The sequence below is a fragment of the Comamonas guangdongensis genome, assembly GCF_041079535.1.
Classification (GTDB): Bacteria; Pseudomonadota; Gammaproteobacteria; order Burkholderiales; family Burkholderiaceae_C; genus Comamonas; species Comamonas guangdongensis.
In genome coordinates, this window is sequence record NZ_JBFYGN010000012.1 from 52,490 (window position 1) to 73,627 (window position 21,138).

The window sequence follows — 21,138 nt, forward strand, 5'->3', positions numbered from 1 at the left end:
ATGTTGTGTTGTCAAAGTGAATAAAGACAACACAATTATTTGATTCACATTAGTCCTAGAGCTAGGGGGGGCTGCAGCGCTTGGCTTAAATCGCCAGCCAAAGAAAAAAGCGCTCAACCGCGTGAAGGGTTGAGCGCTTGCATATGTGGAGCAGGCATCCTAGATCAAAAAAGTGTCCGCTGGCGGCGATCAGGTGGGGCATTCACTCCCAATATGGCCACAATCCTTACCACTTGCCCTTCTGTCAGGCCATATTCCGCAGCAATTTCTCGAGCAGTCTTGTTCGTTGCATAGTCGGCAGCAATCCGAGCATTGCGCACGGCCTGGAGCGCCCTTTCCGCTTTCGGCAGCTGAAAATGAGGCAGCCCTCCATATTCCTCTGCCAGCTTTAAAAGCGCGTCGATGCCAATGACTGCGGCATAGGGGTGCTCTTCAGTGACACGCTCCGGCGTCGGGAAGTACACCCGCAGTCCACCCCATTTCTGAACCAGCGCCATGGTGGTTTGCAGACCCACCAGGCGCTCAAACTCTTGCAGAAGTGGCGGCAGCAGGTCGATCGGGACGGTGATGGCGTGGCTCATTTCACCTGCGCCTGACGTTTGGCCCGATCCAGCATGGACTTCAGCGCCTCAATGACCGTGCTGGCCTGGGCAGTTGGCAGTAACTTCACATCCGACACCTCAGTGCCTATGGTTCGGGCCACGAAGGCGAGCAGGGCCGCAGCGCTGCCGTCGCGCAGGCCTCCCGCTTCATCCAGCTTTTTCCAGAGCCATTTGATCTTCTCGGGCTGACCAAATGGCTTGAAGTTGCTGGACTTGGGCTGGAAGCCCAGCTTAGCCATGTGAGCAAGCACCTTGGCACGACCCGCTGCGTCCAGATCCGCGGAGCTGGCCACACCCGTGAGTTCGACCAGGTGGAAGCGGTAGTCGTCATCCGTCCAACCCAAGGCTGTGCGACCCTGGTGAATGTGGCCCAGCTCACGGCGGCGCTGATCTTTTGCAGCAAAAGGCGAGGTGTGAGCAACAAAGCGGGTCATGTCGCCTCCTTTAAACGTCTGTAGGGCCGATGGCTTTCTTGATACAGCAGCTCAAGACATGGCCGTTGTCGAGATTGATTTCCAGGGTGTTGCCGTTCTGGCAATTCAGACCGATGGCCGTGCGCAGGGTGAAGTCCACGATCTTGGTGATCTGCATCAAGGGCAGCGATTGCGCCCCTTCGCTGGTACAGACGGAGTGAGCAACATCGGCAGTAGAGGCAAGGCGGGTGGTCGTCATACGGCAGCCAAGTCCAGGTTGATGGCGTCATAAGCGCCTGTGGTTTCGTTGCGCTTGTAGAAGCGGATATAGGGCTTGGTGCTGGCGACCTGGATGCTGTCCGAGATGGCTTTCATGGCCATCTGCCAGTCCTCGTCCTGTATGTCCAGGCGGCGCAGGCCCAGTACGCGGCCCGTGTTGATCAGGCCCTGCTTGTCGACCTGGAAGGCATCGGCCACCAGCACTTTGATGTTGTCGTTGGCTCCCTCGGCCCAGCGCGTCACGCACTGGTCGATCAAGCTCTTGGCGGCCTGGAGCTGCTCGCCAAAGGTGATCTGGTCCTGCATCTGGCGCACGACCTTGAACTTGCCATCAAACGTCATGAGCGTGAAGTTGCCCTTGGTGCCGCGCACCTTCACTCCGTACTGCTCCACGCTGGTGGCCACGAATGCCGTGACATCGCCCATGGAGTCCAGCTTGAACTTGGCCAGATCCTGGCTCCTGGCTTCTGCCTGGGCGCAGAGGTCGCGCACCAGCTGGTCGCGCAGCTTGTCGATGTCGGAGACCTTGCTTTCAGGGACCAGGTCGCCCTTGGCGTTCTCCCAATAGCCTGCGGGGATCTCGGGAAGAGAAATCTGCTGATTCATTTCGTTCTTTCTGTTGGTGGTGAGAAGGGCGTGCGGGCGCTCAAGGAAAAACGGAGCGCATTTCCACGTAGCCGGTGATGGCTGCGACCAGGAAGCCCAGGGCCATCAGCAGCACAAAGATGAACAGCGTCAGGGCCAGCTTTTCGCGGCGGGTCGCGGGGGCTGTGCTGGCGTGCTCGATGGTCCAGGCGGGCAGGGGGCGCTGTTTGGGCTGGGTGGTCTTAGACATAGTGGTGTTCTCCTTTGAGCAGTTGAGACAGGCGTTCGCGGTGCATATGGGTGAAGTCGGAGTAGTCGTCGGCGGCGCAGGCGATGGCATAGCGGCGGCCGATGCTGTAGGCGCGCATCAGGCGTCTGGCGCGGCGCTTGATCCATGCCAGAGGAGGGCGCTGGTAATCGGCCTCGGCCATGGGCAGCGCCAAGCCGATCACCAGAGGCAGGGCGCCGTCTTTAACGCGGTGATGCATGGCGGACCTCCTGCGCGTTGCCGTTGACGAGAGGGATGACCTTTCGGCCTCCCCTGGGTTGAAGAGCGCGCGGCACAGGCGGGGCACTGGCTTCGCGGTGCGGGCACTGAAGGCAGGCCTGCCAGTGCTGCATCTCGCGCGGGCTGGATGTCGGGGCCTCCCGGTGGGCAAATGCACGACATTGCTCGGCAGTGATGACCTGGTCGTCGCCGCTGGCCTCGGCCGTGAGGTGAGGGCAGGTGTAGAGGCCAAACGTGTGGATCACCTTTTCAGCGATGCGGCCGGTGCTGGCCGTGCCGTTGCCGTAGCAGCCGCTGGCATTGAGCACCTGGCTTAGCGCCGCAGCGCTGATGCCGAGCTGCTTGGCCATATGGGCACGCACCGATTCCGGGCGCTGGGCGCGCTCCTGCAGCAAAGCAAACCAAGGCTCTTGCATGTAGCTGGGCTTCATGCCGCCTCCTTTTTCGCCATGGCCGGCTTGGCCAGCTCGGGCGGCTGAGGGCCGATGTCGAGCTTGAGTACATAGCGCAGCGCGCCATTGACCCGCTTCTTGCCGACCTCAACGGCATCGGGGCGGGCCTGACTCCAGGCGCGCAGCAGGCGACCGATGACCGCCTGTAAATACACGGTGTTGCCGCCCGCATTGGCCAGGACAGACACTGCATCCACGCTGGTGAGCACGGTGCGAATGCGCAGCAGATTCCACAGGCGTGGGCACAGTTGCTCGCTCACGGTGACCGGCGTGGCCTTGTTGGGCCGCATAGCCGCGGCCTTGCCTTTGCGCTCCACCAGCGAGGAGTGCAGGGCTGCTTTGCAGACCTCGATACCCGTGGGGGTCAGCTCCCAGGCGCGTGGCCGCGCTGTGCTGGGGCAGGCCAGCTTGCGCTGTTCCAGCAGCTTGCATGCCGCGCGTGCATCCTTGCCTTCGCTCAGCTCGGTCACGATCTTTTGCAGCTCGGCCGCCGTAAAGGGCTGCACCGCATGGGCGGTGTAGCGGCCCAGAGCGATCAAGGTGGCAGGCATGAACCATCCGTATGGCTTCACCGATGTCGGCTTCATTTCTGGACCCCCTTGCGGCCCAGCGGCTTGCCGTTGAACTCAGGGCACAGAGGCAGGCCTTTGATCTGCTCGAGCGTGACCTTGGTCCAGCCATTGGCGTCGGCCCAGGCTTCGATGTTGGCAATCGCATTGAGCAGCAGGCGCATGCGGCCTTCTGCCTGGGTCAGCATCTCGGGCAGCACATCGTCAGTAATATCGACCTCCGACTTGGCGGCGACTGTGGCCTTGACGTCCGCCAGCGAGATCGGCTGCAGCTCCACCACCTTGGCCACCCGGCTGGCGATATGGCCGAAGCGGGCCACCTTCATGGGGAAGTGCTCCATGCCCACCAAAAAGCACATGGTGCCGGTCAGGTCGGTGATGTCGCGGATCACCTCCAGCAGGCTGGCGGTGGAGCCGACCAGGAAGTCGGCCTCGTCGATGATCATGGGGACCATCTCTACGGCGAGCTTGCCGATGATGCGGGCCTGCACCTCCTGGTTGCGCCCGGTCTTGGCCAGGCCCATTTTTTCTGCAAGGACGTCCAGCATGGCGCGCTTGGTCCAGGTGCTCTGGGCGCGCACAAACACCCAGCCACTATCTGCAGCCCAGCGCTCGGTCAGCTCAGACTTGCCGATGCCATAGCGGCCTTGGATCAGCACCAAGCCGGCCTCGCGAGCACCGCGGCGTTCCACCAGCTTTTGCGCTTCGGATAGGCGCTTGAAGTTTTCAGTTTTGACAAAGCCTCGTTTCACAGTACATTTCTCCCGCTGGTTGTTCTCAAAAATCTCTGGCACGCTCTGTGGTGGTTGCCGCCATCACAGAGCACTCTTAAAACCGGGTTCCTCGCCCGCGTCGTTCCATCCCAATCCCCGCCCCTCGTAGTAGTCGCGTAGATCTGCATAGCTCTCCGATGCCGTGTAGTTGCGCAGCCATGTGCCGTCTGCGTGGGTCCACTGGTCCTGGTTTCGCATGAGCCACTCGTAGCGGTCGCTGGGTCCATTAAAGAAAGGCCTGCCTGCGGCTGCTTGCGCAGTCGCTTCCGTGGAGGGAGAGTTGATGGCGGAGACAGGTGTCTCCACGAAGGAGGGCACCGCCACGAATGGGGTGCTGGGCTCCGGCAGGGAAAGGGGGCCGGCGTCCATGGTCGGACCTAGCTCGCGCAGAGCGGTGTCGATCTGCAGCTCGCGGCGCTTGACGGCCTGGGCCACGCGCTTCTCGCGGGCCATCTGGATGACGGGCTTGGGGAAGTAGTCGATGCGGTTGGCATCCCACTGGGCTTCGCAGACAAACTCGCCTCCCAGCGTGTAAATCAACACATAGTTCGGGTTGTGAATGTCGTAGCGCACGCTAACTTCGCGGCCGTCGATATCGCGGCGCATCAGGTCCGGTGCCTGGTAGAACTGGTTGAAGAACTGCACCTGGCCGCGCTTGGCCGTGCGGATCACGCTAGGCATGAATAGCGTGCGCAGCTCCAGCTCCGAAGGCTTCTCTTGCAGGGCTGGGTCAAAGCAGGCCTCAAACGCTTCCATGGGTGTCGGGTGCTTGCCGTCGGCGCGCTTGAGCAGGCCGCGATGGCGGTGCTGCGTGTTGTATTCGTGGACCATCACCTCGATGCCGTCCACAAACTGCTTCCAGGTCGGAGCCTTGGGAGTGAGGGCAATGACCTCTCCGGTCTGCTCCGAGCGTTTGATGGCGCGCTGCTCCTTGGCCAGGACTGCTGCCACCTTGCGAAAGGTGCCCGCGTCCACATCGCCGCCTTGGAAGCTGCCGAACTTGCGCGCCGCATTGATGGCATGGGTCTGCCAGCTGCGTTCAATGATGCCGTGGCCTTGGGGCTTGCCGGGCAGGCCCAGGCGGTGATCGATGCCCAGGCGGGCACAGATGCCGTCGATCGGGCAATCCATGGCCTTGGCGGTTTCGCCAGCACCGTTGTCACCGTAAAGAATGGCAGGAATGCCGTGCTGGCCCACGGCGTGGCGCAGGGCATCGCCCACCGCGATCACGTTCTCGGACAGATTGACCGACCAGCCCACGATCAGGCGGGTCGCGGCATCCAGCACCACGGTCAGCTCAGGCGCGAACGGCGCACCATGATCCGGGTGGCGAACCTTGGCTTTAAAGGTGTGGCCGTCGATCACGAACACATCGGCAAAAGCCAGCATGGAGGTGTCGCGGCGCTTGAAAGGCAGCTTGGCATCGCGCTGCGCGCCGGTATGGCGGGACTTGATCAGCGCCACACTGGCTTCGGCAGATTGGCCCAGCTTGTCCAGCACGCGGCGGGCGCGGTGGTACAACTTGCGCCACTCGTCAAAGTCGCGGCCCAGCATGCGTGTGACTTCCTTGGCCGCGCCGCTCAGCTTGCGAAAGCGGTGGTCCTTGCTATGGAACAGACCCAGCACAGCGGCCACATCATCATCCACCTGCGGCGTAGGGGCTGATTGAGATGCCGCGGGCAGCAGACCGAACCAGCCATTGCTGCGATGCATGCCGACCCAGCGCTCCAACGAGCGTGCGCTGACCTCGGAGCCGCGTGCACGCTGATTGGCTTGGCGCGCGATGTTCTGCGCCTCAGCGCCCGCTTCGCCGGTCACGATGCGTGCGGCCAGCAACTGGCAGGCGCGGCGCAGGCCGTGCATGGGCATCAGCTCATGCACCAGATTGACTAGGCGCACACGGGCGTCGGCCACATCCTTCTCGGCCTGGCTGGGCACATGGGTAGTGCTGACCGAAACAGAGGGCACCGCAGGCACAAAGCTGCGCACGGCAGGCGTGTCCACTACAGCGAGGGCCTTGGAGCCTGCCTCTGTAATCACCCTTGTGCTCAAGGCTGCACGAGCGGCCTCTGGCAGCTTGGAGCAGTCGTATTCAAGACCGCCTCCGCTGGCATTGCGTGGGCGGCTAGGTACGCCGTGGCGTTGCAGCCAGAGGCGAGTACCTTTTTCAGAAAAAGGCAAGCCATCAAGACCTGCCAGATGCTTGGAGGTGAGCCACATAAGCCTGCTCCTTAGACCAGGCTTAGTTGTCGGGGGTGAATACGCTGCTTGGCGCAGAACACCCGCATGACGCGGCGTGCAATGCGATCTGTAGAGCAGCGGCCCGCGCCGTAGTAGCCGGAGCCATTGAGAACCTGGCTCAGCGTGGACTCATGAATCTGTAAAGCCCGAGCCAGGGCCCGATGCATGGTGCAGCCCGCCTGATGTCGGAGGATGGCAAACCATGCTTCGCCCATGTAGCCAGGCGCAGTACGTTGCATCGAGCATCTGGCAGGTGACGTTGCAGCCAGAAAAACTTGCAGCACCTTCACGTGAAAGGCTGGGCTGATCCATGCGGCATATGCAATGACGAGTTCGCGCACTGCGAAGACACCTGGAGTCTTGCCTCCTTTGTTGGAGACCAAAGCAGGAAATCCTGCTTTGCTTATTTCTTGAGCAAGAGCACGCGTTTGCTGGTTCTCCACCCAGAGCGATGGACGATGGCGGTTTTCTCCTCCTGCGGCTCGGTGCAAGTCATTGAGACAAAAACGTTCCTCAGAGTCCTGACGGATGCCTGTGTTGAAGATGGTGACGGCGTTCATGCTGCGCCTCCTTTTTCTACAAAAGGGTGTTCGCTTGAGTGGAGCTGAGGTGCTCCGGATATCGAGCGCTGGTGGCGGGCCGAAACGGTTTGGCGCTGGGAATCAATTTGGGCGCGAGTGCGGCGCAGCACCACTTGGTTGGGCCAGATGAAATCAATAGGCTTGCCGATGATTTCTGCAATGCGCGTTTGAATGCGCTTGCTTTTGATATGGCCGCTGATCGTTTGCGAAATGGACGAGGCTGCAACTTCCAACTCATCGCACAGCATTGCGGGTGTTGTTCCTGCGATGCGCATTGCTGCTTTGATCTCTTCCGGATGCATTGCTTTGATATCCTTTGCCTAAGTAGTTAGGTGAATCAGCGCCGGACGGAGTTCGGCGCTGTCTTAGGCTGAATTATGGTGCAGATATCTGCACTATGCAATATGAAGGTGAGGATATTTTCGTGATCAATGAGCGGCTAAAGATCGAGCGAGAGAGGCTTGGACTCACGCAGCCGGTGTTCGCGGAAATCGCAGGAGCGAGTAAGCGAACACTGATCGACTGGGAGAAAGGCGTTTCTTCACCGACCGCAGTGCAGCTATCCGCGCTTGCATCTGCTGGCGTGGATGTTTTGTTTGTAGTTACTGGGCAGCGCAGTCAAGCGGTACCTGTGCAGGCATCTCTACCTAAAGAGCATCAGGCATTGTTGAATAGCTATGAAATGTGTAGCGCTGCAGCGAGAAAAAATTTGCTGCAATCAGCTGCTTTGCTTGCTGCAGGAATGCCGTCGACTGGAGGTGGCGGTGTTCATGTTCGTGGCAGCGGCAATGTGACTGCCGGGCGCGACGTCAATGGATCTGAGAAAACAAAAGCAGGGAGTAGGCAGAGGTGAGTGACTATCCAGGCGGCCAGTTCATCAGCGTTGCCGGCCAAGCTAATGTGACGGCGGGACGAGACGTCAACAATTACTACATGCCCATGTCGGAGTGGACAGGTCTTGATGAAGAGGCTTTGCGTGCTTATCGAGCACAGGCGTTTGAGTCATACACGCAAGCAAGACGTCGTCAAAAATGGAATGCGCCTTTTTTATTTCTGATCATTTTGGCGATCATGCTGCTGGGATCTTTTGTCTATTTCTTGAATGAAATCATTGTGATTCTTGGGGGCGGTATCGCGGCGCTTAGCAAGCCTGGAGTCTTCGTCCCTGAGCTGATTTTTGTCACAGCCCTGGTCTTGAGTATTTACGTTGCGAAGTCGATGCATCTAAAAATACGGCGTGAAGCAAGCGAGCAGGTCGTGGTGGCTGCCAAAGCGATACGAGAAATTGATGTGGAATTGCGGCGCATAAATTTTGGAAGAGATCGCCTGTGAGTCATCTCCTGTGGCTCTCCTGTCGTGTGGCCGCAAAGGGCGACAGCACAGGCAATAGGCGCTCGAAAGCAACGGAGTAAAAATAGTGAGTGATCAGAAGAGCGAGTCAGGAGGCAACGTTATCTACGTCACAGGTTGGGGGAATGTGACTGCCGGGCGGGATGTGATTCAAGTCCAGAAGAGACCGGTTGTGCGTAACGTAATTAGCCCAGGCCCTGAACACATCGATGACCTGCAGCGTCGTGTCATCACTGATCTGAGGGCTGAATGGGTGGCTTTGCACAACACATTGAAGAAACGCAAGCTTACCGATGCAGCGGCTTGGGTGCTCATCAATAAAGCTGCGGGTAGCACTTCATACCACCTGATCCATCGTGAAAAATTTGAGGTGGTGACCCTGTACATTCGACAGCAAATGGCAATGCTTAGGAGCATGAGATCCGCGCCATCCAAGGATGATCAGTGGCGAGTAAAGCGCATTGCAGCGATCAAGACCCGTTGCCGGAATCAGCTGAATGATCCTGATGCATACAGGCCATACATTCGCAAGAACTTCAAACTGGAATCACTGGCCGAGCTTGCGACAGATCAATTGCAGAAGACCTATAGCTACATCATGGCTAAAAAATAATCAAATAAATCAACAGAAAATTGGGAGGTGATATGGGATACGATTTGGACACATGGCGCAAAAGAGTTGCAGAGCGTACGGATATTTCATCACAAGTGGTCCATTTAACAAGGGCGGCTGAAGGTAAAAAAATAAGTGAAGTGTTATTTGATATTGTTAACGGAAAAAAATTAAAAGGAAGTTCGACGAAGAGCGGATTCATTTGTGGATCTCGCACTGCTGTTTGCTTTCAAGATGCTCCGTTAGTATCAATTTGCCAAAATGTCTTTTATGAGCAAAAATATAAAAAAGCCAATCCTGAGTCAAAAGATCGCTATCGAGCTGTTGGTATAGCTTTTACGAAGCCATTTGTTTATAAAAAGGGTGGAAGACCCGTAATATACGATAAAACTTCTGAAGCTAAAAAATATATTCAAAAATCCGAGTGGTGGAGAATCGTTAATTATGATTTAACTGACCCCACGGCTTTTGTGGATTGGACTCACGAAAGAGAATGGCGAGTTCCAGATGATATGGAGTTCTCTTTAGAAGAGGCAACATTGCTTTTTGTTAATTCTGGAATATACCGTGAATTTGAAAAAATATGCAAAAAAAATAGATCAAATTGCCTTGATGAAGTGAAGGGAATTGTTGTTATGGATAATTTGCTCTATTAATTTTAATATATTATTTATGGATAAATATCAATTTACTTCGATTGGAATTTCTTTTCTGGCACTCATTATCTCTGCAGGTACTGGGTATTTCCAATATCAAACACGACAGGATGCCGTTGAAGAGAGAGTGAAGCTAGAAGTAAAGATGACGAATGATGGGCGTCCATTGAGTCCCCTCGAATTAAGAATCATAAGTGGAGTGGAAGAAAGAGAAGATCTAGAGGCTGCTATATTTGTTACCAATACAGGAAGCACCTCCATTAGACTACTGGAAGTTGGTTATCATGATTTTGATATGCCAAATCATGTTTATTACTCTAGCGGAGAGAAAGCAAAGAATTTATCACCAGGGGAGCAAGCATATTTTCCGATGGAAAAAAATGTAGTTAAGATAAAAAATCAACTTCTGAATAATTTTCAATTGGGTCAAGATAAAAGCGCAAAAATATTTGCTGTCACCACAAAAGGGACGAGAATTGAGGTCCCCGCAATAATAGAAGTTGCCAAGTAAGGTGGATTTTCCAACTTCTTGACGAATTGGTTTTTGGCGTGATACTGTAAAAAATCCGCGCATCCCATCTCAGGCCAGCATTTGCGGGCCTTTTTTGTTTGAGCCTGCCCCACGAAAGTCGAGGGCATGGCAAACACACTTTCCCTCGGTAAAACGGTACTGCGCTTTGGCATCCCGCTGGTGCTGGGCGGCGGTGCCTATGTTGGGTATATCTCCAGCTATGAAGACGGCCCGGCAAGGCGCGACGGCACACCGCAGTTCAAGAATGTGGTCTATGCAGACTCGCTGGCTGCGGGCCTGCCAACGGCCTGCCTGGGGCTGACCAAGGCTGCCAGCCCGGTGCCCGTGGTGCTGGGCGATTACTGGCCTGATGCGCAATGCATGGCCGTGGGCAGCCAGGTGCTGGGCAATGGGCAGGCCAAGATACTGGACTGCATCAAGGTGCCAGTGACCCAGTCCATCTTGGACGCCTTTTCAAGCCACGGTCACAACAACGGCGAGCCAGCGACTTGCACCAGCCGCGCCATGGGCTTGCTCAACACCAGGCGCTATGAAGATGCCTGCGATGCGCTGGCCCATGCGCCGAGCGGCACTCCTGTCTGGAGCTATACCAAGACCGGCAGGCGCAATGCCAAGGGCGAATGGGAGTACCGCTTTGTCCAGGGCCTCTACAACCGCCGTTTAAAAGAGCGCGCTGATTGCCTGCAGGGCGTGGCTTTGCTGCGCGCCAACTACGACTTTGCCACCGGCACCTGGAAGGCGCAGCCATGAAGCGCTTTCTGGAATTCATCGCCCCGGGGCTGCTGGCGCTGTCCTTGCTGGCGTGCCTGGTGCTTGGCTTTGGCATGCAGCACTTCAAGACCAAAGCCCAGGTCGCTACTTCCGAGCTAAAGCAGCTGCAGGACAGCGTGGCCGCCCAGAAGCGCACCGCCACGGCCGAACTGGAGCGACTGACGGCCGAGCGCAACGCGGCCCAGGCCAGGCTGGATCAGCTTTACCAACAGCAGGAAAAAACCGATGCCCAGGCAGTCCAAGAAATCGCTCGCCTTACTGGTGAGCTTCAGCAGCGCCCTGTACGGGTGCGCATCGTCTCCCAGCCCGCAGCCAGTGGGGCAGGTGGTTGTCGCTCCGCAGGTGAGCAAGCCGCCAGCACCGACTCTGGTGCAGCAGACGCAGCCGAGGCCTACGGGCTACTTCCAGCAGCAAATTCTGCGCGCCTTGCAGGAGTGATCCAGGAGATCGAAACCCTTAACGCGGCCTATGCGTCCTGCCGGTCGCAACTGCTGCACCCATGACTCGCCACAAAAACACAGAGGAACCATGTCACTCGAAAAAGACGAACTGATGCTGCTGGGAAAAATCGACGGAAAGCTGGACGGCATCACCGCGCATCTCAACCGCCAGGACCAACGCATTCAAGAGCTGGATGAGCGCGTGGACCAGCGGCTCAACTCCATTGATACGCGCCTGCGCGAGGTCGAGAAAAAAGCGGCGGTTGCCGGCGCCGTCTCGGGCGGCGCCGTGGCGGTGGGTACGGCCCTGATCGTCGAAGGCATCAAGACGTATTTTCGTGGCGGTGGCCTGGGGAACTGATGGCACACGGCAAAGAAAAGCGCACCCAGCTGCGCGGCCTGTATGTGTTTCAGCGCATGGCCATGGAAGCCGCCTGCAAGAAGCTGGGCCTGCCGCGCAGCACCGGCAACCGCTGGAAGCAGGAGGCTGCGGAGCAGGGCGATGACTGGGAGACGGCCAGAGCTGCCGTGGCCATGGGCGATGAGAACTTCAAGAACCTCTCGGCCAAGCTGCTCGAGGACTATCTCATTCAGCACCAGGCCACCATGGATCTGCTGCGCGAGGCTAAGGACATGGGGCCGCGCGATCGCGCCGAGACCCTGGCCAGCATGAGCGACAGCTTCAACAAGACCATGTCCAGCTTCAAGCGCCTCAATCCCGAACTGAACCGCCAGGCCGTGCAGCTGGACGTCCTTCAGCGTTTTGCCGGGTTTGCCCAGCAGCGCTTTCCGCAGCATCTGGCCGCCCTGGTCGAGATGCTGGAGCCGTTTGGCGAAGAGCTGGCCAAGGTGAAATAGCCATGGCCAAGAACAGCAAGGACTTTCTGGCGGGGCTGACGGCCCTGGCCGACGACCTGCGCAAGCAGATCGACGCCAACCTGGACGGCTGGGATACCAACCCTGCAGCGATTGCCGAGCGCCGCCGCAAGGTCTGCGACCCGGTCAATGGCTATGAGTACTGGGACCGTAACTACTTCCCGCACTACGGCCGGGCCGAGCCCAGTGAGCTGCACAAGTACCTCTACAAGCGCTTGCCCGAGATAGTGAATACTGCGGCGGGTCAGCGCGATGCTATTGCTGCCCCGCGCGGCGAGGCCAAGTCCACCAAGATCAGCATGAGCTTTGTGAGCTGGTGCCTGGTCACCGGAGCCAAGTGGTACGCCATCATCGTGATGGATGCTTTCGAGCAGGCCGCAGAAATGCTGGAAGCCATCAAGGCCGAGCTGGAAGCCAACCCGCGCATTGCCAGTGACTTCCCCGAGGCCTGCGGCCAGGGCCGCGTCTGGCGGGCCGGCGTGATCGTGACGGCCAATGGTCGCAAGGTGGAGGCCTTTGGCTCCAGCAAGAAGATCCGGGGCCGCCGCCATGGCGCGCACCGTCCGGATCTGGCCATCTGCGACGACATCGAGAACGACGAGAACGTCAACACGCCGGCCCAGCGCGACAAGCTGCAGGCTTTTGTGACCAAGAGCGTGCTGTCGCTGGGGCCGCCCGACGACTCCATGGATGCCATCCTGGTCGGCACCGTGCTGCACTACGACAGCGTGCTGGCGCGCTTCCTCAAGAACCCGCTGTGGAACCGCAAGGTCTTTAAAGCCATCATCCAGTGGCCCGAACGCATGGACCTGTGGGAGCAGTTCGAGGGCTTTCTGCTCAATGCCGACACGCCCCAGGAGGGCGAGGCCGCTGCCATGGCTCTATATAGAGAGCACCAGGCTGAGATGGAAGAGGGCGCCAAGGTCTCCTGGCCGGCGCTGCGGCCCCTGGTCAAGCTGATGATCCGCCGCGCCCGTGAAGGGCACTCGGCCTTTGACTCCGAGCAGCAGAACGACCCGACCGCAGGGGAGGACGCACCGTTTGCCAACTCCATTCGCTTCTGGGTCAACCGCCTGGCCGAGTGGGTGTTCTATGGCGCATGCGACCCCAGCCTGGGTAAGGCGGGCAATAGCCGCGACCCCAGCGCCATCGGCATTGGTGGCTACAACCGCGAGACCGGCATCATGGATGTGGTCGAGGCCGCCATTCGCAAGCGCGTGCCGGATCGCATCATCAGCGACGTGATCGAGATGCAGCGCGAGTACTGCTGCATCGTCTGGGGCTTCGAGTCCGTGCAGTTTCAGGAGTTCCTGCGCACCGAGCTGGTCAAGCGTAGCGCCCAGCAAGGCGTGCCCGTGCCGGCCCGCGCGCTCCTGCCTATCAGCGACAAGCTGCTGCGCATTGAAAGCCTGCAGCCCCATATGCACAACGGCCTGATCCGGCTGCACAGCAGCCAGACCACGCTGATCGACCAGTTTCGCCACTTCCCCAAGGCCGACCACGACGACGGTCCCGACATGCTCCAGATGCTCTACATGCTGGCTGTCACGGGCGGCGTTGCTGCGGCCACTCAGGGCGGAAATAACCACCAGGCACAGACCGCCCGCGAGCGCTATGCGCGTCAGGCGACACGAATGTTCAGGAGAAATGCATGAAGCCCAAGGCATGGAGCCGGTTCAAATCCTTCCTCGGCCTTGACCAGGTAGCGGCCGCGGAGGTCATGGCCCAATCGCCGCAGCCGCAGACGCAGCCCATGCGTGAAGCCGCAAGCGCCCAGGGTAGCAGCGACGAAGGCTGGCGCAGGCTCGGCGGAGGCGGTCTCGAAACCTTGAACGACCGCGACCTGGCCCCCATGGCCCAGGACCGCATGCAGAAGCTGGCCGAGTATCTGTGGCAAAGCAATCTGCTGGCCAACCGCCTGACTGAGCTGCCCTTGGCCTATCTGCTGGCCGAAGGCGTTTCTCTGCAGTGCCAGGACGAAGAGCACCAGGCACTGCTCAACCAGTTCTGGACCGACCCCATCAACAACTGGCCGCTCAAGCTGCAGGGGCGGGTGCGCGCCCTGGGCCTGCTGGGAGAGCAGTGCTATATCGCCAATGTGCGTGAGGGCGATGGCTTTGTGCGTCTGGGCTATCTGGACCCGCGCCAGATCGCCACCGTGGTCAACGACCCCGGCAACCCTGAGCAGCCCATCGGCGTGATCACCAAGCGCGACAACCGGGGTCGGCAGTACAAATACAAGGTGATTGTTCTAGGCGAGGACGCGGAGCTTTTCAGCGAAAACACCCGTCGCATCCGCGCCGAGGACTTTACAGATGGTGAGTGTCTGCTCTACCAGCTCAACAAGTTTCCCAATGGCAGCCGTGGCCGTTCCGACCTGCTGGGCCAGATGGACTGGCTGGATGCCTACGATGAGTTCCTGTTCAACGAGCTGGATCGCATTGGCTATCTGCGCTCCTTTGTCTGGGATGTGGAGCTGAAGGGCGCGGACGACGCCAAGGTCAAGGAATACGAGAAGACCTTTGTGCCGCCAGCTCCCAACAGCACCTTTGTCCATAACGACAGTGTCACGCTGGAGGCCAAGAGCCCGAGCCTGCAGGCGGCAGACACCAGCGAGAGCGCCCGCTTACTGAGAAACCATGTACTAGGCGGCAGCACCATGCCCGAGCACTGGTTTGGCGGCGGCGGGGACGTGAATCGCGCCGCAGCTTCGGAGATGGGCGAGCCCACCTTCAAGATGTACAGCATGCGCCAGTCCTTCCTCAAGATCATGCTCGAAGAGATCGGCCGCCATGTGCTGCTGTGCAAGGCTCGGACCAAGGGCGTCACGCCTGACTGGTCAGAAGATAAATGGCAGGTGACGGCCGTCTTCCCCGAGCTGCTCAACCGCGACATCACCAAATTTGCCAGCGCCATGCAGACCTTGGCGGCGGCCGTCGTACAGATGATCGAGGCCGGGCTGATGACCGAGGAGACTGCGCTCAAGATCGTCGCGGACGTGGCCCAGAGATTCGGCCAGGACTTCGATGCCAAGGCCGAGCTGGAGGCCGCACGCAAGGAGTCCGCCGAGCGCAAGGCCAAGAGGGATGCAGCGGACGTGTTCACCAATTTGCCTGCGGACCTTGCAGCGGCGCGGGCTGAAGCGGCTGGGGCAACTGGTCGTGGCCATGGCTAAGAAGCAAAAAAGCGAACAGGAGGCAGGCCAGAAGCCAGACAAGGCGTTTGAGGCCGAGCTGGCCCGGCGCCTGCGAGAGCGCGCCAGGCTGCTGCTGGCTGGTGAAACCCAGGTGCTGCAACTGTTGAAGGCGGCCCGGGATCAGATACTGGTCACGCTGGCGGGCCTGCCAGCAGACTGGCAACAGCTGCAGCTCTCGCGTCTGCTGGGGCAGATTGAGGATGTGCTGACGGGAGCCACCAGCCGCGCCGGTGCCTTGTTCGAGATGCGCATGCAGGATGCCTGGACACAGGGGGAGGATTTCGTAGACAAGCCCCTGGCCATCATCGGCCACAGGGTGGAGCTGCAGCTGGCCCAGCTCGATGTCGGGGTGCTCAAGCAAATGAAGGCCTTTGGCTCGCTGCGCCTCAAGGACGTGGGCAATGAAGCTGCCCGCAAGATCGGGCAACAGTTGGGCCAGACCACCATCGGGGCGCAGACGCCATACCAGGCCATCCAGGCTGTGCAAAAGATTCTCGGTGCCGAGTCGCCCAGGCGCGCTGCCACCATTGTGCGTACCGAAGTCAGCCGGGCGTTTGCCGTGGCCTCCAATGAGCGTCTGCTGCAGGCCGAGCCCCTGGTGCCAGGCCTGGGCAAACAGTGGCGGCGCAGCGGCAAGATCCACAGCCGCTGGAATCACGACATCATCGACGGCCAGGTCGTTGAAGCCAGCAAACCCTTCAAGGTGCCCAACCCTGGTGGCGGCATCGACAAGATGCAGTGCCCACATGACCCCAGGGCTCCCGTCGAGCAGATCATCCACTGCGGGTGTATTTCAGTCCCGTGGATGAAGAGCTGGCGGGTGATGACGCCAGGGGCCAAGCCCTTTACCGAGCGAGAGCTGCAGCTGGATGGGCGAAAGGCTGCGTTGGATCAGGCAGCGAAGAGGGCAGGGAGTCGGGTGGAGTGACTTGAGGACGCTCAGGCGCTTTAAATGCTTAGAACGCTATGCCGCATCGAGTTTTTGCTGCTTAGCAGCTATGGACGCGTTTAAAGCGCCTTTAAAGCTATGGCGTGCACTTGGCATCGCTCGCACGTCTCTAAGACGCACGAAAACCACTTTCGTGAACAATTTTGCATAGTTGTTAACTTTTTGGAAAAGTTGTGAGCTATACTGGAAACGCCGGGGTAACTAAACCATCGAGACGCAAAATCTATTCGCAAACCACCCAACGCTATCCCCCCGGCGTAGGAGAAATTATGAAGTTGACGCCATTTGGAGAGGCTGTCCGCGTGATGCGGGTTAAGCACGGGCTGTCATTAAAGGCCATGGCAGAGGCCATGGGTATCAGCTCCGCTTACCTGAGCTCTATTGAATTTGGTGAGAAACGCTTGGCCCAAAAGCACATTGATAGTGCTATCTCGTTCCTGGAACGCTTCTGTGACCAAGAGCAAGTTCGTCAGGTTCGTGACGCTGCCGAGCAATCTAAACAAATTATCGATACAGGTGGGATGTCTCCAGAGGCCAGAGGCCACCTTGCAGCTTTTGCTCGTCGCTTACAAGAAGGCGGAACGCCGACACCTGCAATCTTGAGCTGGATCGAGGGAACGAAAACCAAGTCGCAATAACTAGAGGAACTGTATGACGACGATTGTGAAAGATGGCGTGATTCGAGTGCCTAGCGGCCTGAAAGTTAAAGCTGCTAGCTATCTGTCTATTGAGACCCTCGCAGATTCTGTTCGTGGAAATCTTCCAACATTGCGTGGTGAACGTTACTGTTTAGATGCCTTGACGATTTTCGAGTGCACGTTTCCCCAGCTCGGTTATCACTACCGGACAGCAGGGATCGATGAGATCGATGAATGCGCTGCTTTCACAATTACCGCACCTGATTGCAACTTGGTGGTGATGCGTGAGGATATTTACGACAAGCTTCACGCAGGCAATCCGTTTGGTCGTAGCACTGTCATTCATGAGTTGAGCCATGTTGCCCAAAATCATGCAATTACTCTGCACAGAGGCGCAACCTTGACGCAGCATGCATTTTTTGAAGACTCGGAATGGCAGGCAAAAGCGTGCACGGCGGCTTTGATGATGCCTTTGGCAGCATGTCAGGTTGCTAAATCACCGTCAGATCTTGCTGCTATGTGTGGAACTAGTGTTGAGTCCGCTACCTACCGCATCAAGACATTGGTGAAGAAGCTGAAGACCCTCGCTCCGAACTACCCCCTTTGGGAGTTCGGGTATGAAGGGTAAAGAAAAAGCCCACGAGATGCTACCAACAACTCGGGGCTTTGGGGTGGTGAATAGAGGTCTACCAAACCAACTACACACGCATGTCTTGGGGAAGACAGGAACGGACTGTATCAGTTCAGAGCGTGTAGGTGAGCCAAAACTTCTCAATCCTTTTGTAAAGGAAGATAGATGTACTACATGCGCACTAAATCTGTGTATGTTCGCCGCTACACCCGTCGTCGCTACGGTCGTTGGGAGACGGTGAGCCAGCACTGGCGTTCACATCCAGGGCAGATGAACCTGTTCTGACCAAGGTTGATGACGGAAGTTACCAGCTTCCGCCACCTTGGTGCCGACTACGGGTGAGGCATCGGCGGTGCTTTCTTTGAAGGGAAGGCCAAGAGATTCTACGTCTCATGGTCTGGCGCTGCAACCGGCAACCCCTGGCAACCCTTTCACGGTATGTCCGTGAGAAAGGTTCCCATGACTGCTCCTCGCACTGGAGGCCATTGGGTGGTGTGTCGCTACATCGTCAAAAATGGGCGCACGATCTACCCAAAGAATGGCGGAGTCTTCCGTTTCTGGGTCGACGACTCGAAGAAGCGGAAGTGATCTGAACAGCCTTCAACGGTTGTTTGCGTAACAAACGCTATCTACACTCGAACTCAGTTTGAGTGAGTATCTACCGAGTACGAGGTGAGACGTACAGGAACAATAGGGCCAGCATTTGCGGGCCTTATTTATTTGTGCCTCGCTGGGCACAGTCACTCCATCGCAATGCCGCGCCACGCGGCGCAACACCGATGGAGTGACCCATGTCCGAATCCGAGACCCAAGAAGCCCAATTGACGGCGGCCACTGCCGCCAAGCGCGTAAAGCGCGTGATCCTCGAAGCCGTCGAGGGCAAGGACAAGCCGCGTGAAAACCGCGTTGCCGTGACCGAAGACGAAGTGCTGTCCTTCAAGGATTACGGCACGCATGTGGTCGTGGTCACCCGCGATGGCCAGAAGCTCGTGGGCAACGGCAAGTAAGCCATGGCTAAGCTCATTCCCTCTGGCACGGGCTTTGACCGCCTGACGGAGGCGGTCACCTCTGAATACGGGCAACTCATAGAGCTGGTGCGCCAGGCCGTGCGCGACAAGCTGCGCCTGTCGGTCAACGGCGATTACTACGTCGACGTGCGCGGCATCTGGGCCGACCGCGTGGTGGTTCAGTACAAGGGCCGTATGTACAGCTACGGCTACACCGTCGGCGCTGACAACATCGTGGCCCTGGCCGATGCCGTCGAAGTCGTGGCCGAGTTCCAGCCTGTGACAGCAGCGGCTGGCCCCGTGCGTGAGTCCCTGGCCGACGGCGCATTCCGCGAAGCCCAGGACGGCTCTATCGAAGTGACCCTGATCCGCGCCGGCCGCAGCGGTAATCGCAATTACTACCCCGACCAGGCATTGCGCGAAGCCGCTCCCATGTTTGAGGGCGTGCGTGTGTTTGCCAAGTCTGACGCCGATCACAGCGCAGGCAAGGGCAAGGACGTGCGCAATCTGATCGGCGGCATCTACAGCGTGCGCTTCGTGGAAGGGCAGAAGACCGATACCGGCAAGCTCGTCGGCATCTTTAAAGCCATCGACCCCTCGGACGCGGCCGTCACCAAGATGGTCGAAGCCGTCAAGCGCGGCATGCAGGACCTGCTGGGCCTGTCCATCGACGCCGACGCGCGCACCAAAAAGCGCAAGGAAGGCACCGAGCAGCTGCGCGAGGCCGTGCGCTTCGTGAAGGTGCATTCGGTCGACCTGATTGTCGAGCCAGGCGCGGGCGGCGGGCTGGACCGCCTCACCGAAGCCGCCGCCGACCCGAGCACTCCCTCTATCTCCCCCGAATCTCAACAAGGAAGCCAAACCATGCCTCTGTGGAAGCAACGCATGCTGGAGGCCATCAAGGCCAAAGACCCGGCGAAGCATGCCGCCATCAACCTGGAAGCGATCACCGACGACGAGGTGGTCAATCTGCATGAAGCCGTGTGCGGCCCGCTGGTGCCCCAGCCCGGTACGCAGCGCATGACCGAGGCCCAGGGCGAAGACGCCCCTCTGACCCGTGCCGATCTGCGTGTCTATGAACTGCGTGGCGCGGCGCGTGACCGCATCGCTGCGGCCAGGCTGCCCGAGGCCGCCAAGGATCGGCTGCTGGGCCAGATCGCCATTGCTTCGGCCGACCGTCTCACCGAAGCGGCCGTGGGCGAGCTGATCAAGGCCGAGGGCGATTACATCGCCCGCATGACGGAGTCCGGCACGGTTCGCGTGCCTGCCTTTGGTTCGGGCTCCATCCATGTCGAAGACCGCAGCGTGTCCATCCGCGAGATGCTCAATGCATTTTTCGACCCGGCGCACAAGGAACACCGCAACGCGCAGTCGCTGCGCGAGTGTTATATCGAGATCACGGGCGACCGCCGTGTGACGGGCATGGTGCGGGACTGCGACCTCGGCCGCATGGCAGAAAGCCTGGGCATCATGCGTGAGTCGGTCAACAGCTCCAGCTGGGCCGATGCGCTGGGCGACAGCATCACCCGCCGTATGCAGGCCGTTTACACGGGCCAGACCAATCTGGACGCATGGCGCCGCGTGGCCACCACGGGGCCGGTCAAGGACTTCCGCACGCAGGAGCGCATCCGCATCGGCGGCTACGGCAATCTGCCCGCAGTGGCTCAGGGCGCTGCCTATCAGCCGCTGGGCACTCCGGGCGATGACAAGGCCACCTTTGCGGTGACCAAGCGCGGCGGCACCGAGGATGTGACGCTCGAAGCCATCAAGAACGACGACGTCCAGGCGCTGCGCCGTATTCCGACCGAGCTGGCGCTGGCGGCCAAGAACACGCTGTACGAGTTCGTTTTCGACTTCTTCCGCGTCAATGGCCCGATCTACGACAGCAAGGCGCTGTACCACGCCGATCACGGCAACCTGTTCACCGGGGCACTGACCGCCGCCGAGTTTGCTGCGCACCGCCTGGCCATGCTCAAGCAGACCCGCGCCGGCAGCAACAAGCGCCTGGCCACCGGGCCGGCAAGCATCCTGGTGCCGTTCGAGCTGCAGGAGGCGGCGTTCGATTTGTTCGTGCGCAACCAGAACCTGGACAAGACCTTTGTGCAGACGATCAACCCCGAGGTGATCCCGGTCAGCTATTGGACGGACGGCAACGACTGGTGCACGGTTGCCGACCCCATGGTGCTGCCGGTGCTGGACATCGGCTTCTTGGACGGCCAGGAAGAGCCCGAGCTGTTCGTGCAGGACCAGCCCAACGGCGGCTCCATGTTCAGCAACGACAAGCTGACCTACAAGATCCGTCACATCTACGGCGGCGCCGTCCTCGTTGACGGCGAGAAGGGCACGACCAAGGCCGTCGTGGCCTAACGCGGTCTGAACTCTCCCGGCCCGTCCCCACAAGGGGCGGGTTCGCAAAGCCCCCAGCTTGGCCCGGAGTCTTTGCAAACCCGATGGTCCGAACCTTTCAACACTAGGA

General features: G+C 59.1%; 28 protein-coding genes. 16 read left to right on the plus strand and 12 right to left on the minus strand.

Going from position 1 to position 21,138, the window contains the following annotated elements:
- Nucleotides 1-164: 164 nt before the first annotated feature.
- From AB6724_RS12155 to AB6724_RS12210, 12 genes are all read right to left on the minus strand, one after another.
- On the minus strand, nt 165-581 hold the full coding sequence (locus AB6724_RS12155) for a Mor transcription activator family protein (RefSeq protein WP_369338783.1): 417 nt from the start codon (nt 579-581) through the stop codon (nt 165-167).
- Complete coding sequence (locus tag AB6724_RS12160) at nt 578-1,036, minus strand: regulatory protein GemA (RefSeq protein ID WP_369338784.1); 459 nt, start codon at nt 1,034-1,036, stop codon at nt 578-580. The genes AB6724_RS12155 and AB6724_RS12160 overlap by 4 nt, the downstream gene beginning before the upstream one ends.
- Nucleotides 1,037-1,046: 10 nt before the next feature.
- On the minus strand, nt 1,047-1,274 hold the full coding sequence (locus AB6724_RS12165) for a hypothetical protein (RefSeq protein ID WP_369338785.1): 228 nt from the start codon (nt 1,272-1,274) through the stop codon (nt 1,047-1,049).
- On the minus strand, nt 1,271-1,900 hold the full coding sequence (locus AB6724_RS12170; RefSeq protein ID WP_369338786.1) for a DUF3164 family protein: 630 nt from the start codon (nt 1,898-1,900) through the stop codon (nt 1,271-1,273). The genes AB6724_RS12165 and AB6724_RS12170 overlap by 4 nt, the downstream gene beginning before the upstream one ends.
- 40 nt (nt 1,901-1,940) lie before the next feature.
- Nucleotides 1,941-2,129: a hypothetical protein gene (locus AB6724_RS12175; RefSeq protein WP_369338787.1), complete on the minus strand. Its 189-nt coding sequence runs from the start codon at nt 2,127-2,129 to the stop codon at nt 1,941-1,943.
- Nucleotides 2,122-2,367, minus strand: coding sequence for a hypothetical protein (locus tag AB6724_RS12180; RefSeq protein ID WP_369338788.1), 246 nt, complete (start codon nt 2,365-2,367; stop codon nt 2,122-2,124). Before AB6724_RS12180 ends, AB6724_RS12175 begins: the two co-directional genes overlap by 8 nt.
- A complete protein-coding gene (locus tag AB6724_RS12185) occupies nt 2,351-2,818 on the minus strand; it encodes a hypothetical protein (RefSeq protein WP_369338789.1) in 468 nt (155 codons plus the stop codon). Before AB6724_RS12185 ends, AB6724_RS12180 begins: the two co-directional genes overlap by 17 nt.
- Nucleotides 2,815-3,390 (minus strand): hypothetical protein, encoded by a 576-nt coding sequence (locus AB6724_RS12190; protein ID WP_369338790.1) that lies wholly within the window; start codon nt 3,388-3,390, stop codon nt 2,815-2,817. The genes AB6724_RS12185 and AB6724_RS12190 overlap by 4 nt, the downstream gene beginning before the upstream one ends.
- Before the next feature lie 32 nt (nt 3,391-3,422).
- Entirely contained in the window at nt 3,423-4,160 is a 738-nt protein-coding gene (locus AB6724_RS12195) for an AAA family ATPase (protein WP_369338791.1), read from the minus strand.
- Nucleotides 4,161-4,223: 63 nt separating this feature from the next.
- Nucleotides 4,224-6,401, minus strand: coding sequence for a Mu transposase C-terminal domain-containing protein (locus AB6724_RS12200; RefSeq protein ID WP_500683334.1), 2,178 nt, complete (start codon nt 6,399-6,401; stop codon nt 4,224-4,226).
- Nucleotides 6,402-6,412: 11 nt separating this feature from the next.
- Entirely contained in the window at nt 6,413-6,982 is a 570-nt protein-coding gene (locus AB6724_RS12205; protein WP_369338793.1) for a KilA-N domain-containing protein, read from the minus strand.
- Entirely contained in the window at nt 6,979-7,305 is a 327-nt protein-coding gene (locus AB6724_RS12210; protein WP_369338794.1) for a helix-turn-helix domain-containing protein, read from the minus strand. Before AB6724_RS12210 ends, AB6724_RS12205 begins: the two co-directional genes overlap by 4 nt.
- A 95-nt stretch (nt 7,306-7,400) precedes the next feature.
- On the opposite strand from AB6724_RS12210, the gene AB6724_RS12215 reads away from it, so the two are divergent.
- From AB6724_RS12215 to AB6724_RS12290, 16 genes are all read left to right on the plus strand, one after another.
- A complete protein-coding gene (locus tag AB6724_RS12215; RefSeq protein ID WP_369338795.1) occupies nt 7,401-7,856 on the plus strand; it encodes a helix-turn-helix domain-containing protein in 456 nt (151 codons plus the stop codon).
- Nucleotides 7,853-8,335: a hypothetical protein gene (locus tag AB6724_RS12220; RefSeq protein WP_369338796.1), complete on the plus strand. Its 483-nt coding sequence runs from the start codon at nt 7,853-7,855 to the stop codon at nt 8,333-8,335. Before AB6724_RS12215 ends, AB6724_RS12220 begins: the two co-directional genes overlap by 4 nt.
- A gap of 85 nt (nt 8,336-8,420) precedes the next feature.
- Nucleotides 8,421-8,966: a hypothetical protein gene (locus AB6724_RS12225; protein WP_369338797.1), complete on the plus strand. Its 546-nt coding sequence runs from the start codon at nt 8,421-8,423 to the stop codon at nt 8,964-8,966.
- A gap of 32 nt (nt 8,967-8,998) precedes the next feature.
- On the plus strand, nt 8,999-9,622 hold the full coding sequence (locus tag AB6724_RS12230; protein WP_369338798.1) for a hypothetical protein: 624 nt from the start codon (nt 8,999-9,001) through the stop codon (nt 9,620-9,622).
- 16 nt (nt 9,623-9,638) lie between these two features.
- Nucleotides 9,639-10,133, plus strand: coding sequence for a hypothetical protein (locus tag AB6724_RS12235; RefSeq protein ID WP_369338799.1), 495 nt, complete (start codon nt 9,639-9,641; stop codon nt 10,131-10,133).
- Nucleotides 10,134-10,259: 126 nt separating this feature from the next.
- Complete coding sequence (locus AB6724_RS12240) at nt 10,260-10,904, plus strand: lysozyme (RefSeq protein ID WP_369338800.1); 645 nt, start codon at nt 10,260-10,262, stop codon at nt 10,902-10,904.
- Entirely contained in the window at nt 10,901-11,428 is a 528-nt protein-coding gene (locus AB6724_RS12245; protein ID WP_369338801.1) for a hypothetical protein, read from the plus strand. The genes AB6724_RS12240 and AB6724_RS12245 overlap by 4 nt, the downstream gene beginning before the upstream one ends.
- Nucleotides 11,429-11,453: 25 nt before the next feature.
- The gene (locus AB6724_RS12250) at nt 11,454-11,726 is read left to right on the plus strand and encodes a hypothetical protein (protein WP_057092523.1); all 273 of its coding nucleotides are present in this window, start codon (nt 11,454-11,456) and stop codon (nt 11,724-11,726) included.
- On the plus strand, nt 11,726-12,223 hold the full coding sequence (locus AB6724_RS12255) for a DUF1804 family protein (protein ID WP_369338802.1): 498 nt from the start codon (nt 11,726-11,728) through the stop codon (nt 12,221-12,223). The genes AB6724_RS12250 and AB6724_RS12255 overlap by 1 nt, the downstream gene beginning before the upstream one ends.
- A 2-nt stretch (nt 12,224-12,225) precedes the next feature.
- Entirely contained in the window at nt 12,226-13,896 is a 1,671-nt protein-coding gene (gene terL, locus AB6724_RS12260) for a phage terminase large subunit (protein WP_369338803.1), read from the plus strand.
- Nucleotides 13,893-15,416, plus strand: a complete 1,524-nt coding sequence (locus tag AB6724_RS12265) for a hypothetical protein (RefSeq protein ID WP_369338804.1) — start codon at nt 13,893-13,895, stop codon at nt 15,414-15,416. The genes terL and AB6724_RS12265 overlap by 4 nt, the downstream gene beginning before the upstream one ends.
- Nucleotides 15,409-16,365 (plus strand): putative phage head morphogenesis protein, encoded by a 957-nt coding sequence (locus tag AB6724_RS12270; protein WP_369338805.1) that lies wholly within the window; start codon nt 15,409-15,411, stop codon nt 16,363-16,365. The genes AB6724_RS12265 and AB6724_RS12270 overlap by 8 nt, the downstream gene beginning before the upstream one ends.
- Nucleotides 16,366-16,655: 290 nt before the next feature.
- A complete protein-coding gene (locus AB6724_RS12275) occupies nt 16,656-17,024 on the plus strand; it encodes a helix-turn-helix domain-containing protein (protein WP_369338806.1) in 369 nt (122 codons plus the stop codon).
- Nucleotides 17,025-17,037: 13 nt separating this feature from the next.
- Nucleotides 17,038-17,652: an ImmA/IrrE family metallo-endopeptidase gene (locus tag AB6724_RS12280; RefSeq protein WP_369338807.1), complete on the plus strand. Its 615-nt coding sequence runs from the start codon at nt 17,038-17,040 to the stop codon at nt 17,650-17,652.
- A gap of 794 nt (nt 17,653-18,446) precedes the next feature.
- The gene (locus tag AB6724_RS12285) at nt 18,447-18,662 is read left to right on the plus strand and encodes a hypothetical protein (RefSeq protein ID WP_369338808.1); all 216 of its coding nucleotides are present in this window, start codon (nt 18,447-18,449) and stop codon (nt 18,660-18,662) included.
- Between the two features lie 3 nt (nt 18,663-18,665).
- Nucleotides 18,666-21,029 carry a phage major capsid protein gene (locus AB6724_RS12290; RefSeq protein ID WP_369338809.1) on the plus strand — a complete coding sequence of 788 codons (2,364 nt, stop codon included), beginning with the start codon at nt 18,666-18,668 and terminating at the stop codon, nt 21,027-21,029.
- The last annotated feature ends 109 nt before the right edge of the window (nt 21,030-21,138 follow it).

What these genes read in the sequence shown, in the direction of transcription:
- AB6724_RS12270 (WP_369338805.1), top strand. Translation starts at nt 15,409, where the DNA reads ATGGCTAAGAAGCAAAAAAGCGAACAGGAGGCAGGCCAGAAGCCAGAC.
- AB6724_RS12190 (WP_369338790.1), bottom strand. Translation starts at nt 3,390, where the DNA reads ATGCCTGCCACCTTGATCGCTCTGGGCCGCTACACCGCCCATGCGGTG.
- AB6724_RS12205 (WP_369338793.1), bottom strand. Translation starts at nt 6,982, where the DNA reads ATGAACGCCGTCACCATCTTCAACACAGGCATCCGTCAGGACTCTGAG.
- AB6724_RS12250 (WP_057092523.1), top strand. Translation starts at nt 11,454, where the DNA reads ATGTCACTCGAAAAAGACGAACTGATGCTGCTGGGAAAAATCGACGGA.
- AB6724_RS12230 (WP_369338798.1), top strand. Translation starts at nt 8,999, where the DNA reads ATGGGATACGATTTGGACACATGGCGCAAAAGAGTTGCAGAGCGTACG.
- AB6724_RS12265 (WP_369338804.1), top strand. Translation starts at nt 13,893, where the DNA reads ATGAAGCCCAAGGCATGGAGCCGGTTCAAATCCTTCCTCGGCCTTGAC.
- AB6724_RS12235 (WP_369338799.1), top strand. Translation starts at nt 9,639, where the DNA reads ATGGATAAATATCAATTTACTTCGATTGGAATTTCTTTTCTGGCACTC.
- AB6724_RS12255 (WP_369338802.1), top strand. Translation starts at nt 11,726, where the DNA reads ATGGCACACGGCAAAGAAAAGCGCACCCAGCTGCGCGGCCTGTATGTG.
- AB6724_RS12180 (WP_369338788.1), bottom strand. Translation starts at nt 2,367, where the DNA reads ATGCATCACCGCGTTAAAGACGGCGCCCTGCCTCTGGTGATCGGCTTG.
- AB6724_RS12215 (WP_369338795.1), top strand. Translation starts at nt 7,401, where the DNA reads ATGCAATATGAAGGTGAGGATATTTTCGTGATCAATGAGCGGCTAAAG.
- terL (WP_369338803.1), top strand. Translation starts at nt 12,226, where the DNA reads ATGGCCAAGAACAGCAAGGACTTTCTGGCGGGGCTGACGGCCCTGGCC.
- AB6724_RS12155 (WP_369338783.1), bottom strand. Translation starts at nt 581, where the DNA reads ATGAGCCACGCCATCACCGTCCCGATCGACCTGCTGCCGCCACTTCTG.
- AB6724_RS12185 (WP_369338789.1), bottom strand. Translation starts at nt 2,818, where the DNA reads ATGAAGCCCAGCTACATGCAAGAGCCTTGGTTTGCTTTGCTGCAGGAG.
- AB6724_RS12290 (WP_369338809.1), top strand. Translation starts at nt 18,666, where the DNA reads ATGGCTAAGCTCATTCCCTCTGGCACGGGCTTTGACCGCCTGACGGAG.
- AB6724_RS12165 (WP_369338785.1), bottom strand. Translation starts at nt 1,274, where the DNA reads ATGACGACCACCCGCCTTGCCTCTACTGCCGATGTTGCTCACTCCGTC.
- AB6724_RS12160 (WP_369338784.1), bottom strand. Translation starts at nt 1,036, where the DNA reads ATGACCCGCTTTGTTGCTCACACCTCGCCTTTTGCTGCAAAAGATCAG.
- AB6724_RS12200 (WP_500683334.1), bottom strand. Translation starts at nt 6,401, where the DNA reads ATGTGGCTCACCTCCAAGCATCTGGCAGGTCTTGATGGCTTGCCTTTT.
- AB6724_RS12240 (WP_369338800.1), top strand. Translation starts at nt 10,260, where the DNA reads ATGGCAAACACACTTTCCCTCGGTAAAACGGTACTGCGCTTTGGCATC.
- AB6724_RS12210 (WP_369338794.1), bottom strand. Translation starts at nt 7,305, where the DNA reads ATGCATCCGGAAGAGATCAAAGCAGCAATGCGCATCGCAGGAACAACA.
- AB6724_RS12280 (WP_369338807.1), top strand. Translation starts at nt 17,038, where the DNA reads ATGACGACGATTGTGAAAGATGGCGTGATTCGAGTGCCTAGCGGCCTG.
- AB6724_RS12170 (WP_369338786.1), bottom strand. Translation starts at nt 1,900, where the DNA reads ATGAATCAGCAGATTTCTCTTCCCGAGATCCCCGCAGGCTATTGGGAG.
- AB6724_RS12175 (WP_369338787.1), bottom strand. Translation starts at nt 2,129, where the DNA reads ATGTCTAAGACCACCCAGCCCAAACAGCGCCCCCTGCCCGCCTGGACC.
- AB6724_RS12275 (WP_369338806.1), top strand. Translation starts at nt 16,656, where the DNA reads ATGAAGTTGACGCCATTTGGAGAGGCTGTCCGCGTGATGCGGGTTAAG.
- AB6724_RS12245 (WP_369338801.1), top strand. Translation starts at nt 10,901, where the DNA reads ATGAAGCGCTTTCTGGAATTCATCGCCCCGGGGCTGCTGGCGCTGTCC.
- AB6724_RS12285 (WP_369338808.1), top strand. Translation starts at nt 18,447, where the DNA reads ATGTCCGAATCCGAGACCCAAGAAGCCCAATTGACGGCGGCCACTGCC.